The following is a 16,491-nucleotide window of genomic DNA, read 5'->3' as shown; positions in this document are numbered from 1 at the left end:
TCAAAAAGACTAAAATAGGGGGTGGCTAGATTAACAAAAAACCAACTTTATGCAAGCAAAAGTAACACCCTAAAAACAAGGCACCATGAAACGTAACGTTTATACAGCGCCTTTATCCTCTGGCTTGTACTATTAAATAGGTGAGCCTGGTGGTATGGGTAACGCTTTAAAGTTATCAGGCCACTGGCCTGTTGTTAAAAACTGATTAATTTGCGCCGCTAAATAGTCTTTAAATGCGCTGTCACCTACTTCAGGATGGCTCAGTAAAGAGTGTTGATTAAACTCATCCGCTAGTTTATTTAGGTAAAAATGCAGTTGCGCTTGCACCTCTGGACTTAGTGTTTGGCTAGCGACAAGATCAGCCATAGTTTTTGCCGTTAAGTACTGTACTCGTTGCGTTACTTTTCCTGTCATGGTGGCAGGCGCTGATACATTAAACACCTGCTTATATAATTGTTTAAGCAGCTCATCTAAGCCATAAAAGCGGTTATCTCGCACTTGCTGCTGCGCTAAACGATTTAATCGTTGAGCATTAAGTAATAGCGATAAGCTATGCTGCGCTGCCACTTCAGGCAATGCAAGTGCATCCATAGTTAAGCCGGTACGACCCACTATACTTTCTCGTGATTTAGACTCGCCATACGCTTTAGGTACGATTAAGGAAAGTATCGACTCTGGAATCGTTAAGTTGCTTGCTTTTAGGGTCGCTAAAATGGCATTAACCGCTTGTTGTTGAGCATCTTTAGTTACAACTTGAGCGCCTTTAACGGGTGCATCACTGCGTATCTCATAGTCATAATCAACGCCCGCGATAAGCTTAGCAACCGCTTCAACTTGATAACGGTGGAACAAATAAAGCGGTACTAGCTTTTCTTCCAATTGCGATAGCGCAACCCCAGTTTTTATATTATTAATACCAAACTGCCCAAGCGCCTGCTTTCGTACATCAAGCACTCTAAGTAATTCTTCACTTGGATTACTGCCGTTATCCCAAAGGTGCGCTGTAGGGTGCGCCCCACCTTTGGCACGGGCATCACTGTCAGAAATAAACGCCAAACCTTGCGCTTTATTTTGCTGTAAAATAGCAGCGAGTGCTGCGCTTTCATCTTGTCCGGTAAAATCGCTGTAGCCATATTTGATCACTTGGGTATCCCATGCCCCCATGCCTTTAGCATAACCTTGAGATACGTCTAACTGACCATTATCTGCAAAGCGCAATAACGGATGTGGATAATCCATCACCGAAGCTCGATTATTTACTGACGCAGCAAAGTTGTGCGCAATACCCAGTGTATGACCAATTTCGTGAGCACTGAGTTGACGAATACGATCAAGTGCCATTGCCTGTAAAGTGCTTGCCACTTCATTGCCTTTTAAATAAGGCGCTGCCAGTGATTCAGCAATTAAAATATCTTGGCGTACTCGTAGCGATCCTAGTGTGACATGGCCTTTAATAATTTCGCCTGTACGTGGGTCTATAATTGAACTGCCATAAGACCAACCACGAGTTGCGCGATGCACCCATTGAATAACGTTGTAGCGAACATCCATAGGATCAGCATTATCTGGTAGCACTTTAACTTCAAATGCATTTTTATAGCCTGCTGCATTAAAAGCGTCATTCCACCATTGCCCGCCTTCTAATAAAGCCGTTTTTACTGGTTCAGGTACGCCAGGGTCTAAGTAATACACAATGGGTTCGACCGGTTCACTTACAGCCAGACTCGGATCTTTTTTTATTAACCGATGGCGTGGAATGTAACGCACATACATAGACTCATCGAGCCCTGCTGCATAATTTTTATGCTCCACACTCCAATAACCCGATTGCGGGCTGAATTTACGTGGCGTGTAATTGTCATCAGGCAATTTGATTAATGAATGGTGCATATGCACGGTTAGCGCGTATGGATCAGCACTCACTTGGCGCACATATTCACCTGGTTTAGACCCTTTAAAGGTGAGAATGGCTTCAAGTTCAGTATTTTTCAAAAATGCTTTTGAGCGATTTATAAATACCGCACTGCGTGACTCATCAAGGCTAAACTGCCCTTGCTTGCGCGCAGCTAAAGTACGGCTTACGCCATGTACATCGCTTAGTAAATAGGGGGTGTAATCAATTAATGCAGCATTGTCATCTTGCGCGACAACTTTAAAACCCGCCAAAATACTGGATGCAAACGCTTCTTTAACGCTTTGCTGCTCTGCTAGATTACTTGTGTTTGCACGGTAGTAAGTATTTACAGCGCGCAACATAACCTTATTGCCAAAGCGCTCAAACTGTACCAAATAAGTACCGCCTAATTGGCCTCTATCTAAACCAATATCGTTAGACCCTACTCCATAAGGTAAGCTGTGTTGTAATAAAAATTGTTGTTCAAGTTTATCAACCTTTAAATACACATTGCCGTTTTGCGTATCGTAAAAGAAAGAAAAATAACCCGGGAAATGGTTCATTTTTTCAGTAAATTCGTCAATAGACTTAATTGCTGCGTGCGCTTGAGTTATCATACAGAGCAACACAGTAAAGAGTATGTAACTTAATCGTGATATTTTTTGCATAATCTTATCTTTGTTATTAGCGTTTTAAATGCGATGTAGGTATCCCATTATAGGGGGTTATTTATACAATACAGTTATTTAAGACGAATTTCAGCGCTCTAAACTAATCTCTCTCACATTATGATTAGTTTTAACACGTTATCAGGAAAAAAGAATGCGTAGACTCCCACCAGTATTACTAGAAGATGGCTGTTCAAGAGAACTTTTGTCGTTAATTCGTACTATTTTAGCGGCATGTAAAGAAATTTCATTTCGCGTCGGTCAAGGTGAATTATCGGGCGTATTAGGCTCAACCCTCGATGAAAACATTCAAGGCGAAACACAAAAGAAACTCGATGTACTGTCTAATCAGTTATTAAAAGATATATTGCTGGAGTCAGGCACAGTTAAAGCGATCGCCTCTGAAGAAGAAGATTATACTGTTGCCGGTAACCCAGATGCCGAGTACATTGTTGCATTTGATCCACTTGATGGCTCGTCAAACACCGATATTAACTCGCTAGTAGGCACTATATTTTCTATTATGAAAGCGCCGGTGGGCTCTGATGCTGCTGATGAAAAGATTTTTATGCAACCTGGGCATCAACAAGTAGCTGCAGGTTACGTACTGTATGGGCCATCGACCATGCTTGCGCTAACAACGGGTAAAGGTACACGCATGTTTACCTTAGATAAAACCCAAGGTAGCTTTTTACTTACCCAAGATTTTGCCGCTATTCCTGCTAAAACCAATGAATTTGCAATTAATGCCTCAAACCAGCGCCACTGGGAACCGGCGATGCAAAACTACATTAATGATTTACTTGCGGGAGATACAGGCCCTCGTGCTCAAAACTTCAATATGCGTTGGATTGCTGCAATGGTTGGCGATGTACACCGTGTACTTAGCCGTGGTGGCTTATTTACTTACCCAACTGATACTAAAGATCCTAATAAGCCTAATAAACTGCGTTTACTTTATGAAGCAAACCCAATGGCAATGCTAGTAGAGCAAGCAGGTGGTATTGCTTCAACAGGCACTGAGCGTATTATGGATATTCAGCCTGATGCCATCCATCAGCGTGTTGCGGTTATTTTAGGCTCTAAAGACGAAGTAGAAACTTGCTTGAGCTATCATAAGTAAACAAGTTGTCAGTTGTCAGAAAATACTAAGCCGGATTTAACTTAAATGCGGCTTAGTATTATTTATCCGTTACATAAAACCGCAGTAAGCTCGCATCTAAAAGAGTTGAGTTAGCCTAAATCTAGTCCTTTAATAATGCTAATAATTGTTCAAGCTTTGTATGGCTAAACTCGCCCATTTGTTCGCTATTGCTCAGCGCATAAATAACCCCTTCATGCTCAGCGCTATCTATATCTGCTCTTGATTCAATGACGTTGGCCCAAAGCGCGAGATCATCGAGATCTATTTCATTACTTACACAGCGCTTAAGCACATCAATCAATACGGGTGTCGTTAACTTATAAAGTGGCTTAGCATTGTGCGCAGAGCTTGACACTATTACTGAGATTGCTTCGTCTCTTTGCTCCCCAAATGTAATAAATTCAGCCAATGCTTTTTGTATATTCATAATGTTTGTTATTCTTGCTGCTCTACTGTTAATAAGACCTAAAATGACCCAGATAAACTGCAGCCAATGTAATACAACGCTTAACTGTAATGTTAATGATATAACCGCATGTTGGTGTTATCAGTTACCCGCTATTTTACCACTCGATGATACAGCAACCAGCTGCTTATGCCGATCATGTTCTCTTGCTAAAATAAATAGCTATTTAGAGACTATATACACCCAACCAATAAAAGCTCAAATCGCTTTTGCTAAACAATTTAGAAGCCATGATAATTTAATTGAAGGGTTAGATTACACCATGCAAAATAGTTACATGGTGTTTAGTAAGTGGTATTTTTTAAAGCGTGGTACTTGCTGCAAAAATGGTTGTAAAAATTGCCCTTATAGCTAAATTAGCCACACACAGCAATAGGCAGTGAGTTATCAGCGCCCCATTCACTCCACGAGCCATCGTACACACTTAAATTACTATAGCCGCATTCATCGGCAAACAGCGCAAGCGCACAGGCAGTAACACCAGAGCCACAGCTAAATTGTAAGTGGGTTGCATTACCGACTAATTCACTAAACTTTGCCTGTATAAAGTCGAGTGATTTTGCTTCACCATTTTCTAATAGACTAGTTAAAGGTAGCGAATAGCTATTAATAATATGGCCGCTGCGCATTCCGGCTCTTGGCTCACTACTTTTGCCGGTAAAGCGCTCATAAGCGCGTGCATCTAAAATAACTGTATTGGCATCCTCAGTAGCACTTAGCACCTGTTTTTTATTAATAAAGTAATCAGGCCGGTATTGAGCAATAAAATCGCCTTTTAATGATGCTTGTGTATAGTTTGATTCAACCGGAAGCCCGAGTTCAAGCCACTTGGCTAAACCGCCACTGAGGACTTTTACGTTATCAAACCCCATGGCTTTAAACATCCACCAAGCTCTAGCTGCACTGAATAACCCTGCATCTTCATAAATCACCACAAGTGAATCGTGATTCACTCCCGCTTTTTGCATCACTTGAGTAAATTGTTCTGCACTACACAAGGTATTAGGCAATGGGTTTGAGGTATCTGCGAGTTCTTTTTTGATATCAAACCGTTGTGCTTTAGGAAGCATGGCAACGGGTGAGTACTCCCCCGCAGCTGAGGGACGTAACATACCCGCATCAAAAATAACCAGGTTAGCTTGCTCTAAGCGAGCATGTAACCATTGTGCACTGACCATGTTTTTCATCGTCTTTCCAAATTTGAGGAAATGAAATAGCTATATATTATTACAGCCTGTTTATAAACAGAATTTAGACTGGTTACAAATTATAATAATGCTAAAATAGCTGCTTTGAGGTTTCTAAGTAAAATAAAATTATGCCAATCCCTTTTTACATTATCAATATGCAAGGCTGCGAAGACCGTTGGGAAACAACCCTAAAGCGACTTACCAGTCTACACTTAAATGCTGAACGTTTTGAAGCGACCATTGGCAAAAACCTTAGTGAAGAAGAAACCCTCAAGTGGTATTGCCCGAAAAAAAATAAAAAACGTTACAATCGCAATCTATCTGCAGGTGAAATTGGTTGCTATGTAAGTCATATGCGCCTTTGGCAAAAAATGGTTAATGAAAACATGCCTTTTTGTGTTGTATTAGAGGATGACCTTTTCATTGAAGCTTCACTTAAAGATGTTGTTGATGCGGCGCTTAAATTGAAAAACTGGGATTTAATAAAATTATCTGACAACAGAAATTTTCCATTTATTGACAGTGCCCCATTAGAAAATAATCTAACAGTCGGTAATTATAAAAAAGCACCAAATGGCACTCAAGGCTACATCATTTCATTAAGTGGGGCTAAAAAACTACTGCAAAGAAAACCATTTTTTAGACCCGTAGATGTCGATATGCAATTTCACACAGAAGTAGGGCTAAGTATGATTGGCATAAAACCCTACCCGGTTGCCGAAGATCGAAGCTTTATTAGTGAAATAACAAGCGCTAATGCAGGTTCGCACTCAAACCGCAGTACATTTATCAGAAATTTAATTCATAGATCGAGTATTCATATGCAAAGACGATATAAAACTGCGGATCTTGCCAAAATTACAAGTGAGTAATACCAAGCATATTTTTAAATGTATGCATTTGATTATAAAATTAAATCTTAATAATTTCGCCACGCAATGGCGCCATTTTAGCTAAAATTTTATTTTGCACTGTATGTGGGATATTTTGCTCGTTCATTGCATTTATTAATAAATCGACAACGTGATTGAAGTCTTTTTCGTTTATGTTCATGCCTGTATGAATAGCAACCATAGAGTCACCTTTATATTCACAAGGGCCCTCCACCAGCGAACATAAATGGCTAATAAACCCTTGTCGAAAATGACTGATATTACTGTGCTCAAAGTAATGAAACACTTGTTTGTCATTACCTATTTGTGTAATAAAACTATCAGTTAGTTTCTCAAGCCCAGCTTGTTCGCCAAGCTGGTGATACAAAGAGGTGTTGGGTTGGGTTGTACACCCTGCAAGTAAGTTTAAACAACAAAAAATAAATACACTCAGTTTCATTACCAATACCCCGTAACCGATAAATACCAGCCAGTTTGATTATCAACACCAGCAATCCGCCCTAAATCTAAATAGGCCGCAGTCACACTCATATGCTTATTAGGTATCCACGCTATAAATAAATCGCGCCAGTCTTGCTCGCCTAGTCCCAAGTTATTGGCTTTTTGCCGATACTCAATGCCAACGGCTAATTCGCGGCTTAAAAACACCGCACTACTTGCTTCTAACAAAATATGGCTGCCCTCATTAGCACCACCATATCCCAACAGCCCTAGCTGATTGGCTTTACTGTAGCGAGTAGTCACATTCCAAAACCAGTTATATCCAGCAAGTGCACCTAAATGTAATTTACTGGCTGCAATATACACATCTGTACCGCTGGTTTTTTTTGCGCCAACTAACTTTGCTACTGTGCCATCCTCTAGTGATTTATGCTGTACGCCCACACTTAGCTGTGGCCACTGACTATAAACAATATCACCGTATAAACGTACTTTTGCTCCAGTAATTGACTGCTCTATTTCGGTATTGAGCGCAGGCACATCAAACTGCTGCGCCGCATAACTGAGCTCAACTCGATTGAATAGGTTTAGCTGCATGCCGCAGACATCAAGACGGTAGTCAGTAACATCAGCACGACTACAAAAACCATTAACAGCCCATTCGTCTTCACTGGCATATCCTGCCAATTGTGCCCAAGGAACTAATCCTCCCCCTGCACTGCCTTCAATTTGAGACACCCCAGGTGTTGCCAATAACTTCCCCGTTGCAGCTACAGTTAACGTACTGCAAAGTAAGAGTGTCATGCTCAGTAAAAATTTAATGTACACGCTGATATTCCTCTAACCATTGTTCTAATTGCTGCGCTTTTAAAGGGCGACTTAAATAGTAACCTTGCGCATGATCGCATTGCATTTCGTGAAGCATTGATAAAGATTCAGCGGTTTCCACACCCTCAGCCACAACAGAAAACCCTAATTGGTGACCCAATGTGATTGAGGAGCGCACTATGTATTGATCTTTTTGTGATTCGTGCAGAGTTAAAATAAAGCATTTATCTAGCTTAAGCTCATCAATAGGTAGCATTTTTAACCGTCCTAGTGATGTTTGCCCTACGCCATAATCGTCCAATGAAATTTTAACGCCAATGCTTTTTAAATCTTCTAACGCTTTAATACCTTGGGCCTCATTTTCAATCATATCTCGCTCTGTCAATTCAATAGTCACAGAGCTTGGGTTAACTTGGTATTTATTTAAGGTGGCTACCAACGAAGCGTGAAAACCTGAATGAGCAATATCTTGGGCAGAAACATTAATAGCGGCTTGTAAATGAATATCTTTTTTTGACCAATCGGCTATTTGTGCAATCACAGTATCGACGACCCAAGCGGTCAGCTCCACTATTAACCCTGACTGCTCGGCTAAATCAATAAAGACCTCAGGCGACACCCAGCCACCATCTTTTCGTTGCCAACGAATAAGAGACTCTACCTTATCAATTTTCTGACTTTTAATGTTCAACTTAGGCTGATAGGTCATGAATAATTGCCCATTATCATCATCAATTGCTTGTTTGAGTTCATCAAGCATAATTAAACGGTCTAAATGCGCCTCATCTTCACCGTCTTGATAATAATGTAAGCTTTGCTGACTCGTTGTAGCTGCATCTACAGCAATGAGTACACGTCGCATTAAATCGTCTGCTTTAGTCCCTTGCTCTGGGTATTGCACAATACCAGCATTAAAACGTAAGCTTATTTTTAAATTTTTAACCTTGTAAGCTAGCTGTAATTGCTTGAGTAAATCAGCCACTGCACATTTTACCTGCTCAACCTCTGCACAAGGGTAAACCGTTAAGAATTCATCGCCACCAATTCGAGCATGAAAACCACCTAGCTCATCAGAAAATTGACGAATACGGTTTGCCACTGCAATTAAACATCCATCCCCTACTTGTGGGCCAAGTTTATCGTTTATATGCCTTAAGCCTTTTATATCAATAGCAAAAAGCGTGTACCGCGCATCGTTAGTGAGCCGCTTTGCTAATAAATCTAACATAGCAGAACGGTTATAAAACCCCGTTAAGGTATCATGATGTGCTTGAAAACTTATTTGCTGCTCACGCTTATTAATATCATTACCCATGTTATTAAAAGCGCTCACGAGGGTTTCTATTTCACTGCTTTGCTTTTTACCTTCAAATTTAAAACGGTAGTCGCCTTTCGCAAACTGTCTGGCAATAACCGCTAACTGTGAAAGTCCAGTCGTTAAATTATTTGCTAACAAACTACTGGTGATCACACCAAATAACATAGTTAAAACAGCGAGTGTGATCAGCGTTAATAATAATTGCTCAATATCGCGATAACTCGAGGTTAAATCTGCGCTAAGCAGTAAGGTTATCGGATGCAATTGTAAAGAGGGTAAAGCTATTTGTTCGTTTTCATAGGCCAAGTATTCGGCAAAAAAACGAGCCGTAGTTTTATTGGTAAAGTACGCTATTGGTTGAAAGTTATCTGGTTGGGATACTAGCGAGCTTGTTGCAAAATCATCTAATTGCGCAACAAAACTAACCTCCATTCCGGTTAAGCTTTTTAGCTCAGAGGCCACTGCAGATGTTATTTTAAATCCGACCAAACTGTAAGCTATGGTTCTGGGAGTTTTAACTGGCAATAAAATCACTTGGTACAGCTGGTTATTTAACACTACAAAGCTCGATTGCTCAGAGTTATTTAATAACTCATCCATCAAGGGTTGTAGATTATCGGCAAAATTTTGTGCATTAACATTAGCTGATACTAACCGCCCTGATAAATCGAGCAACAGCATAAGATCCGCATTGATCCGTTGACTGTGGTTGTATAGCACACTGCTAATAGTGGCGGCATCACGAGTTGCAACCGCTTGCTTAAAACCAAAATCAGCGGTTAACACCTTTGCGGCTGTTAATAATAAGCTCTCTTTTGATTTTAAATATTGTTTATAAACGCTTTGCGCAACCGTTATATTTTGTTGCACTTTTTCTGCCTGAAATTTACTGGTAGACCACCAAAAGCTCAGTAAACTAACCAAGGTAGTGAGTAATACCAAGCCAACGCAAAGCGTTGTAATACGACTGCGTAAATTATTGGCCATTGCCTTCCCTAAATTGACTGCCAAAGGTATTACGTGGTGCAGGGGTAGATGTATTTATAGTTATTGATAACGGGCTGGTTGAGTCTATATTAAACTGTTTTTTATTATCCAAGGGAGCTGTTTGCAGTGAATGCCAAACACTGGCTTGCACAGGAAAAGTGTCTACTTGCAGCTTTATCAGGCCTTGCTCGTTACTGGTATACACATGACTACTGTTAGCGACATATATATAGCCCACCATGGAGTCATGAATATTGCAGCCTAGAACAACAACACCTTGATTATCAAACTTAATAGGTTCTTCTGGCTGGCCAGAATAGAGCTTTAATTGAAAAGGTTTAGCTTTTGAAAAAGAATAAACATGGTGGCGAATATTATCGCTATTTGGAAAGTCGACGTACTGACCTTGGTGCACAATAAGCAACTCTGGAGAAAACTGTTTATCAACTTGATCCATTACCGCTGTGGGTAAATTGCCCGAAGTTTTTGAAGAAGGTAAATGATTTATTTCTACGACAGCATTAGGCAATACTTGGCCATGCTGATCTTTAATAACCAAATTAATGTTATTACCAAAAGCCGATACATTAAACAATACACCCAGTACTAATAAATAACGACGTTTTGCAATAACTTGCCATGCTCGCTCTAACATAACCACACCCAAAAATTCACCATAGGTTAAGTTAATTAGAGACGAGCACTAATTGCAAGAATTATAGTTCAGTAACTTAAAATAAATACTTTTTCATTAGTTAAAATGAGCTTTGCTATTTCTGTCTACTTACTACGTTATTTAACGATTAAACCGTAATCAGCATCTAAAATAGCAATCACTTCTTGGCGCGGATCATTAGGTATAATAATCTCTTTACCAATAATTTTGCTCGCGATGCCCACATAAGTGTCAGACACTTCAAGCATTACTGACTCAGGTAAAATATAATCTTTTGCTAACTGCTCACGCTCAGCCATACGGTCTTTATTTAATAACACATCACTCTCTGGTACGTTATTAATTAACAGCTGACGAAAACCTTCCTTTGAGTTTTCAACAATCTTGCCATCTCTATAACATGCTTCATCCCAAATACGCGATGAATCGGGTGTCCCTACTTCATCAATATAAATAAGTTGCTGCGCACCATTTAAATCTTCTACGTAACCAAATTCAAATTTAGTATCTACGAAAATTTGCCCGAGCTTAGCTAACTCATTACTAATTAGCTCGAACCCTTCTACCAATAATTTTTCGTATTTGGCGACATCGTCAGCCGATTTAAAATTAAAAACATCTAAGTTGTTTGTAATATTTTCACGAGTGATATTTACATCATCAACGGCAGGAATATCAGCAACCCCTTCTATAATACCTTTAGTAGAGGGAGTTATAAGTACTTGCTCAAGCTTTTGATTCGCTTTTAAGCCTTCGGGAAGCTGCAAACCACAAAAGTGTCTTTCGCCTTTGGCGTAGTCGCGCCACATACTGCCGGTAATATATTGACGAGCAATCGCTTCAACTTTAACCGTACTGGCTTTACGAACAATCCATACGTATGGATGAGGAATATCAACAATATGATTACCCGCCAAACCGGCTTCATTAAACATGTTAAACCAATGAGCAGCCACTGAGTTTAATGCAATCCCTTTACCAGGAACGCCATTTAGGCCATTTTCACCCTGCCATATGCAATCAAAAGCAGAAATTCTGTCTGAAATAACCATAATGGCTAATTCAGTATCGGCAGGAACGTTATAGCCTTTTTCATTTATTAAGCGTTTGCTATCTGCATCGGTTAACCAATAAACTGAACGCACTTTGCCACTATGTACTTTACCTTTGGTACGAATGGGTAAGTCATCGTTTACGTCTAAAACTTTATAGCTAGTCATGCTATCTCCGGGGTTTGGCATGCTCAAAGAGCAAAGTATGGAATTGGGGTTAGGCGCTCTATAATAATCTAGCCAACCACAAAGCTCAATCTTAGGCTAAAAACAAATCATCTCAGTATATTTATCTAGCTGGCGCATTGGGGTAAACTTGCATGATTACTTGCCCTAAGGAGCTAGCTTGAACTATTTAACTGCCACTAAGAATAAGAAATATTTAATGTATATTTCTCAAAATTATTCCTATGCTATTTTAAGGCCTTTGCAAGCAGAAATATTAGCTCAAGGAGGGGAAGTTAAATGGTTTTTAGAAGGTGATAATGTTAATCCTGACTTTTTGAAAAGTGATGAAAAAACACTAAATTCTATTCATGAAATAAATCAATGGGCGCCTGACGCAACCTTTGCACCAGCGAACTCTATCCCTACATTTTTTCCCGGAAAGAAAGTGGCTGTTTTTCACGGCTTTGATGCTGGAAAGCTAAATAAAAAAGGCCAAAACGATCACTTTAAAGTGCGGGGCTGCTTTGATTTATATTGTACACAAGGCCCAAATACAACGGCTCCATTTACGGCGTTACAAAAAAAATTGGGTTATTTTAAGGTAGTAGAAACAGGTTGGCCTCCCCTAGATCAATTTTTTAACGGTAACTCAAAGCCTAGCCACATTGATGAAACAGACTCTCGCCCAACAGTATTGATCTGCTCTACATTCTCAAAACGCTTATCTCTTGCACCTAAACTTTATGAACAAATAAAACACTTTAGTGAAAGCGGTAAATGGCGACTCTTAGTTCAGTTTCATCCTAAAATGGCACAAGAGTGGGTTGATAAATACAAAGCGTTAAGTAATGACAATCTAACCTTTGTTGAAACAGACAATGTTATTCCTTTATTACAATCTGCTGATGTAATGCTGTGCGACACTTCATCCATATTACTGATGTTTTTGGTACAACGAAAACCGGTTGTAACGTTTTGCAATAAAGCACCTGAAAAACACTTACTTGATATTACGGATAAAAATAACGTTGAAGCCGCAATAGACTACGCACTAACTTACCCAAAAGAACTTGTAGATAATATTGAAGCTTTTTGCCAAGAGTTACACCCATACACAGATGGTAAATCAAGCCAACGAGTACTTTGCGCAACCAATGAACTGTTGCATAGTGATGAAAAGCTCAAAGCAAAACCGCTTAATTTTATTAGACAATTTAAAATGCGCAAAAGACTTAACTATTGGAGTTGGTAAGCCGTTATGATCAACCTTGAGAATGTCTCTTTCAAATGGCAAAAAAGCGCAGTCACCCCGACTCTCGCTATTAAGCAGCTTACGATTAATGCCGGGGAACATGTTTTTTTACATGGTCCAAGCGGTAGTGGTAAATCTACCTTACTAGCGCTACTGGCAGGCATTAATGTAACCACTAGCGGCCAACTTTGTGTTTTAAACCAAAACCTAAGTGCGCTCACCAACGCACAGCGCGATGCATTTAGAGCGGATCATATTGGCTATATTTTCCAAAACTTTAATTTACTACCTTATTTAACCCCATTAGAAAACGTGTGTTTAGGGTGCCAATTTTCGAAAAAGCGTCAGCAACACATGCTCAGCCAAGCCGATAATTTAGAGAGTGAAGCAGCCAGATTACTCAATGCACTGGGGTTAGAGCCGCACTTTCATAATCAAAATGTTGCCACTTTAAGTATTGGGCAACAACAGCGTGTTGCTGCAGCACGCGCATTTATAGGCAGCCCTGAACTTATTATTGCCGATGAGCCTACTTCAGCACTTGATACCCAAAATCGTGAAAGCTTTATTAAGCTGCTATTTGAACAAGCAAAAAAAAGTAACAGCACGCTTGTTTTTGTCAGTCACGATGAAACATTAAAGCCACTCTTTAGCCGCACAATCGACTTAGTAAGTTTACAGGGTGATGTATGATTTTATTTAAACTTGCCTATAAAAGTTTGCTCAATAGACGTGCCAGCGTATTACTCACATTGCTCACTATTGCGATTAGCGTCATGTTATTACTCAGTATTGAGCGAGTTCGCGTAGATGCTAAAAGTAGTTTTAGTAATACCATTTCGGGTACCGATTTAATTGTTGGCGCACGCACTGGCGATATTCAATTACTCCTCTCCTCGGTGTTTAGAATTGGCCATACCAACAATGGGGTGAGTTGGCAAAGCTATCAATACATAACAAAACAGCGCGGGGTTAAGTGGAGCATTCCTATCAGCCTTGGCGATAGCCATAAAGGTCAAGCTGTCTTAGGCACCACACTCGATTATTTTAAGCACTACCGATTTGCTAAAAAACAGCCCTTAGCATTTGAACAAGGACAGGCTTTTTCTAGCATCAATGAAGTTGTTATAGGTAGTGAGGTTGCAAGTAAACTGGCCTATAAAATTGGTGATGAAATTGTGATTTCTCATGGCATGGGCAATACTAGCTTTCATCATCATGATGATAACCCTTTTAAAGTGGTTGGTATCTTAAAGCCTACCGGTACCCCGGTGGATAAAACCTTGCATGTGCCACTGGCGGCAATTGAGCTGATCCATGGTGGCGGCCATCATGATCATGACGATCATCATGATCACTCGAGCCATGCATTAATTGGGCACCCAAAACAAATTACCGCCTTTTTAATGGGCTTCGACTCACCGCTTTATACGCTACAAATTAGGCGCAACATTAACCAATATAAACAAGAGCCTCTATTAGCGATTATGCCCACAGTCACTTTAAAAGAGCTCTGGGAAATGCTGGCAATAATAGAAAAAATACTGCTGTTATTTTCATTTGTGGTGGTCATTATTAGCTTGCTCGGTATGTTAACCACATTACTTGCTAACCTTAATCAACGCCGCAGAGAACTGGCAATACTGCGTTCTGTGGGTGCCCGCCCTTGGCAATTATTTTCGCTGATCAGTATGGAATCACTGCTTACCACCTTTTTAGGTTGCTTGGTAGGCTGTATTTTATTTTATGCGCTTATGGGTACGACCGCGGGTTACTTACAAAGCCAAGCTGGAGTGAGTATTAATATCAGCATGTTCTCTGACTATGAACTCACTTTGATTGGCGTTATTATGGCTGCGGGATTTATTATTGGCTTGATCCCCGCTACACGCGCTTACTTTTATTCTCTCAGTGATGGTATGAGTATAAAAATATAAACTTTAGGATGATCATGACGTTGTTTAAAGTAACTACACACTCTTTAATGCTATTAAGTGCAGTGCTAATTAGCTTTGCTAGCATTGCAAATCCACCCAAGGAAATTTTTTGGGAAGACCTCATACCCGAGGGCCATGTACAAATAGATACTCAAGCACAAGCTAATCACGAAGGCAGTGAACAAAACTGGGTGCAACCTGATTTAGACGCGCCAGTTGTTAAAGCACTTGATGGGCAGTCTGTTAGCTTACCTGGTTTTGTTGTACCTCTTGAAGGCGATAGCGAACTTATCACCGAGTTTTTATTAGTCCCTTACTTTGGTGCCTGTATTCATGTGCCCCCGCCGCCGCCAAATCAGCTGGTTCATGTGACCATTAAAGGCGGTGTCCCTATCGGTAGCTTATACGATGCGATTGTTGTAACGGGTATTATTAAAACGCAAACTTGGTCTGGCGAAATCGCCCAAGTAGGTTACACAATGCAAGCTGTCGGTGTCGCTCCTTTTGAGCTTTAATTCTTAAAATACAGAGCCCACTCTATAGTGGGTTTTTATTTTGTTCTATCAACCACCCGTTCTTATATCTCGTTCAAGTTCAGACTGCGTCACTGGATGACAAGTCGACTTCACCGTGCTCTTATTGCTTTCATCTTCGTCAGAACTAAAAATTGTGTAGCTATAGTCTGTTTCAACTTCACCACCTAAGCACTCATGCTCTGCAAATACTTCATCTCCATAACCCTCTGGCATTTCTTTTGACGCACACCCACTGAGGATCAGAAATGTTATTAAAATTGACATTACTTTCATATTAATCACATTAAAAGAACACGTTATAAATTATAGTTCGTACTCAAAATGCCATGATGGAAGCTTGTTGAGTAATGGCAGAAGTGCTTTTTCTTTTCTTAAATCACGACGCTCTCTCTCCAACTGTTCTCGCTCTCGGCGTAACTCTTTACTTTGGCTACTTGACGGTTTATCACTCGTTAATTCATCACTAATAGATTGCAGCCGCCAATTAATATTATTAAGTCGATCATCTATCTCGGCTTTCCTTGCTTCAAATTGATAACGCTCATTACCTTCTTGCCATGCTTTTCTAAACTGTGTGTCATTACAAATCCCGTTATACGCATCGCCTCGTAAACCTAGGGTAAAGCCATTTTCAGGCTCACAAAAGGCTGCGAGCCCCTGTTTGTAACCAGCTTGATAATCATCTAATTTTGCAGTGATGCCAAATTCACTACAAGCAGATATGATTTCTCTGCCATGTTCAAATGTATACCCTTGCTCACCATGACTAAAGCCTAAATTTGTCCAATTGGCCTGTATACATTCATCCTGAGACAAAGAAGAGCATCCTGATAGCAATATGAAAAACAGTAAAAACAAGTAACGACTAGACATTATTTTTCCTAAGATAGCCAAACTCAACTAAGTACCTATTCTAGGGCGAGATAAAGGTAAAGTGAATAATAAAAATGTAACAAGCTATTCTAATAAACCTGAAATTTAGAATAAAAAACCTTGAAAGCATGCACTTCCAAGGTTTTATTTGTTGTATTTGGCAGTAAT

17 protein-coding genes are annotated in these 16,491 nt (G+C 40.0%); 7 read left to right on the top strand and 10 right to left on the bottom strand.

Features of this window, described 5'->3' with window-relative positions:
• Nucleotides 1–132: 132 nt before the first annotated feature.
• Nucleotides 133–2,562 carry a zinc-dependent metalloprotease gene (locus PISS_RS01885; RefSeq protein WP_058154104.1) on the bottom strand — a complete coding sequence of 810 codons (2,430 nt, stop codon included), beginning with the start codon at nt 2,560–2,562 and terminating at the stop codon, nt 133–135.
• 154 nt (nt 2,563–2,716) lie between these two features.
• Between PISS_RS01885 and PISS_RS01880 the strand changes: the two genes are divergently transcribed.
• Complete coding sequence (locus PISS_RS01880; RefSeq protein WP_008115459.1) at nt 2,717–3,685, top strand: class 1 fructose-bisphosphatase; 969 nt, start codon at nt 2,717–2,719, stop codon at nt 3,683–3,685.
• A gap of 121 nt (nt 3,686–3,806) precedes the next feature.
• On the opposite strand, the gene PISS_RS01875 is transcribed toward PISS_RS01880, so the two are convergent.
• Nucleotides 3,807–4,133 (bottom strand): hypothetical protein, encoded by a 327-nt coding sequence (locus PISS_RS01875; RefSeq protein ID WP_036955823.1) that lies wholly within the window; start codon nt 4,131–4,133, stop codon nt 3,807–3,809.
• Nucleotides 4,134–4,176: 43 nt separating this feature from the next.
• On the opposite strand from PISS_RS01875, the gene PISS_RS01870 reads away from it, so the two are divergent.
• Nucleotides 4,177–4,527 (top strand): DUF5522 domain-containing protein, encoded by a 351-nt coding sequence (locus PISS_RS01870; protein WP_036955954.1) that lies wholly within the window; start codon nt 4,177–4,179, stop codon nt 4,525–4,527.
• 1 nt (nt 4,528) lies between these two features.
• Here the strand turns inward: PISS_RS01870 and PISS_RS01865 are convergent, their stop codons facing one another.
• Complete coding sequence (locus tag PISS_RS01865) at nt 4,529–5,359, bottom strand: sulfurtransferase (RefSeq protein WP_036955815.1); 831 nt, start codon at nt 5,357–5,359, stop codon at nt 4,529–4,531.
• A gap of 131 nt (nt 5,360–5,490) precedes the next feature.
• On the opposite strand from PISS_RS01865, the gene PISS_RS01860 reads away from it, so the two are divergent.
• Entirely contained in the window at nt 5,491–6,234 is a 744-nt protein-coding gene (locus tag PISS_RS01860) for a glycosyltransferase family 25 protein (RefSeq protein ID WP_036955812.1), read from the top strand.
• Between the two features lie 40 nt (nt 6,235–6,274).
• Here PISS_RS01860 and PISS_RS01855 read toward each other — a convergent pair whose 3' ends face one another.
• The 5 genes from PISS_RS01855 to PISS_RS01835 all read right to left on the bottom strand — a co-directional run bounded on the left by PISS_RS01855 (nt 6,275) and on the right by PISS_RS01835 (nt 11,725).
• Nucleotides 6,275–6,694, bottom strand: coding sequence for a group I truncated hemoglobin (locus PISS_RS01855; RefSeq protein WP_013463939.1), 420 nt, complete (start codon nt 6,692–6,694; stop codon nt 6,275–6,277).
• Nucleotides 6,694–7,500: a DUF3034 family protein gene (locus tag PISS_RS01850; RefSeq protein ID WP_418054963.1), complete on the bottom strand. Its 807-nt coding sequence runs from the start codon at nt 7,498–7,500 to the stop codon at nt 6,694–6,696. Before PISS_RS01850 ends, PISS_RS01855 begins: the two co-directional genes overlap by 1 nt.
• A gap of 13 nt (nt 7,501–7,513) precedes the next feature.
• Nucleotides 7,514–9,829 (bottom strand): bifunctional diguanylate cyclase/phosphodiesterase, encoded by a 2,316-nt coding sequence (locus PISS_RS01845; protein WP_058154102.1) that lies wholly within the window; start codon nt 9,827–9,829, stop codon nt 7,514–7,516.
• A complete protein-coding gene (locus PISS_RS01840) occupies nt 9,819–10,484 on the bottom strand; it encodes a methylamine utilization protein (protein ID WP_058154101.1) in 666 nt (221 codons plus the stop codon). Before PISS_RS01840 ends, PISS_RS01845 begins: the two co-directional genes overlap by 11 nt.
• 137 nt (nt 10,485–10,621) lie before the next feature.
• Nucleotides 10,622–11,725, bottom strand: a complete 1,104-nt coding sequence (locus tag PISS_RS01835) for a phosphoribosylaminoimidazolesuccinocarboxamide synthase (protein WP_058155449.1) — start codon at nt 11,723–11,725, stop codon at nt 10,622–10,624.
• 217 nt (nt 11,726–11,942) lie between these two features.
• Here PISS_RS01835 and PISS_RS01830 point away from each other — a divergent pair, with 217 nt between their 5' ends.
• Genes PISS_RS01830 through PISS_RS01815 form a run of 4 tightly spaced genes read left to right on the top strand, consistent with a single transcriptional unit; the run spans nt 11,943 to nt 15,429 of the window.
• The gene (locus PISS_RS01830) at nt 11,943–12,977 is read left to right on the top strand and encodes a CDP-glycerol--glycerophosphate glycerophosphotransferase (RefSeq protein WP_013463934.1); all 1,035 of its coding nucleotides are present in this window, start codon (nt 11,943–11,945) and stop codon (nt 12,975–12,977) included.
• Between the two features lie 6 nt (nt 12,978–12,983).
• On the top strand, nt 12,984–13,670 hold the full coding sequence (locus PISS_RS01825; protein ID WP_058154100.1) for an ABC transporter ATP-binding protein: 687 nt from the start codon (nt 12,984–12,986) through the stop codon (nt 13,668–13,670).
• Nucleotides 13,667–14,914 carry an ABC transporter permease gene (locus PISS_RS01820; RefSeq protein WP_058154099.1) on the top strand — a complete coding sequence of 416 codons (1,248 nt, stop codon included), beginning with the start codon at nt 13,667–13,669 and terminating at the stop codon, nt 14,912–14,914. Before PISS_RS01825 ends, PISS_RS01820 begins: the two co-directional genes overlap by 4 nt.
• Before the next feature lie 14 nt (nt 14,915–14,928).
• On the top strand, nt 14,929–15,429 hold the full coding sequence (locus tag PISS_RS01815) for a DUF3299 domain-containing protein (protein WP_058154098.1): 501 nt from the start codon (nt 14,929–14,931) through the stop codon (nt 15,427–15,429).
• A gap of 48 nt (nt 15,430–15,477) precedes the next feature.
• On the opposite strand, the gene PISS_RS01810 is transcribed toward PISS_RS01815, so the two are convergent.
• Both PISS_RS01810 and PISS_RS01805 read right to left on the bottom strand, forming a co-directional pair.
• Complete coding sequence (locus PISS_RS01810) at nt 15,478–15,723, bottom strand: hypothetical protein (protein WP_232311332.1); 246 nt, start codon at nt 15,721–15,723, stop codon at nt 15,478–15,480.
• A gap of 30 nt (nt 15,724–15,753) precedes the next feature.
• A complete protein-coding gene (locus PISS_RS01805; RefSeq protein WP_081844594.1) occupies nt 15,754–16,323 on the bottom strand; it encodes a DUF2799 domain-containing protein in 570 nt (189 codons plus the stop codon).
• Between the last annotated feature and the right edge of the window lie 168 nt (nt 16,324–16,491).

Source organism: Pseudoalteromonas issachenkonii (genome assembly GCF_002310795.1).
GTDB lineage: Bacteria > Pseudomonadota > Gammaproteobacteria > Enterobacterales > Alteromonadaceae > Pseudoalteromonas > Pseudoalteromonas tetraodonis.
The sequence above is the reverse complement of the archived record's forward strand: the minus strand, read 5'-3'. Positions and strand labels throughout refer to the sequence as shown.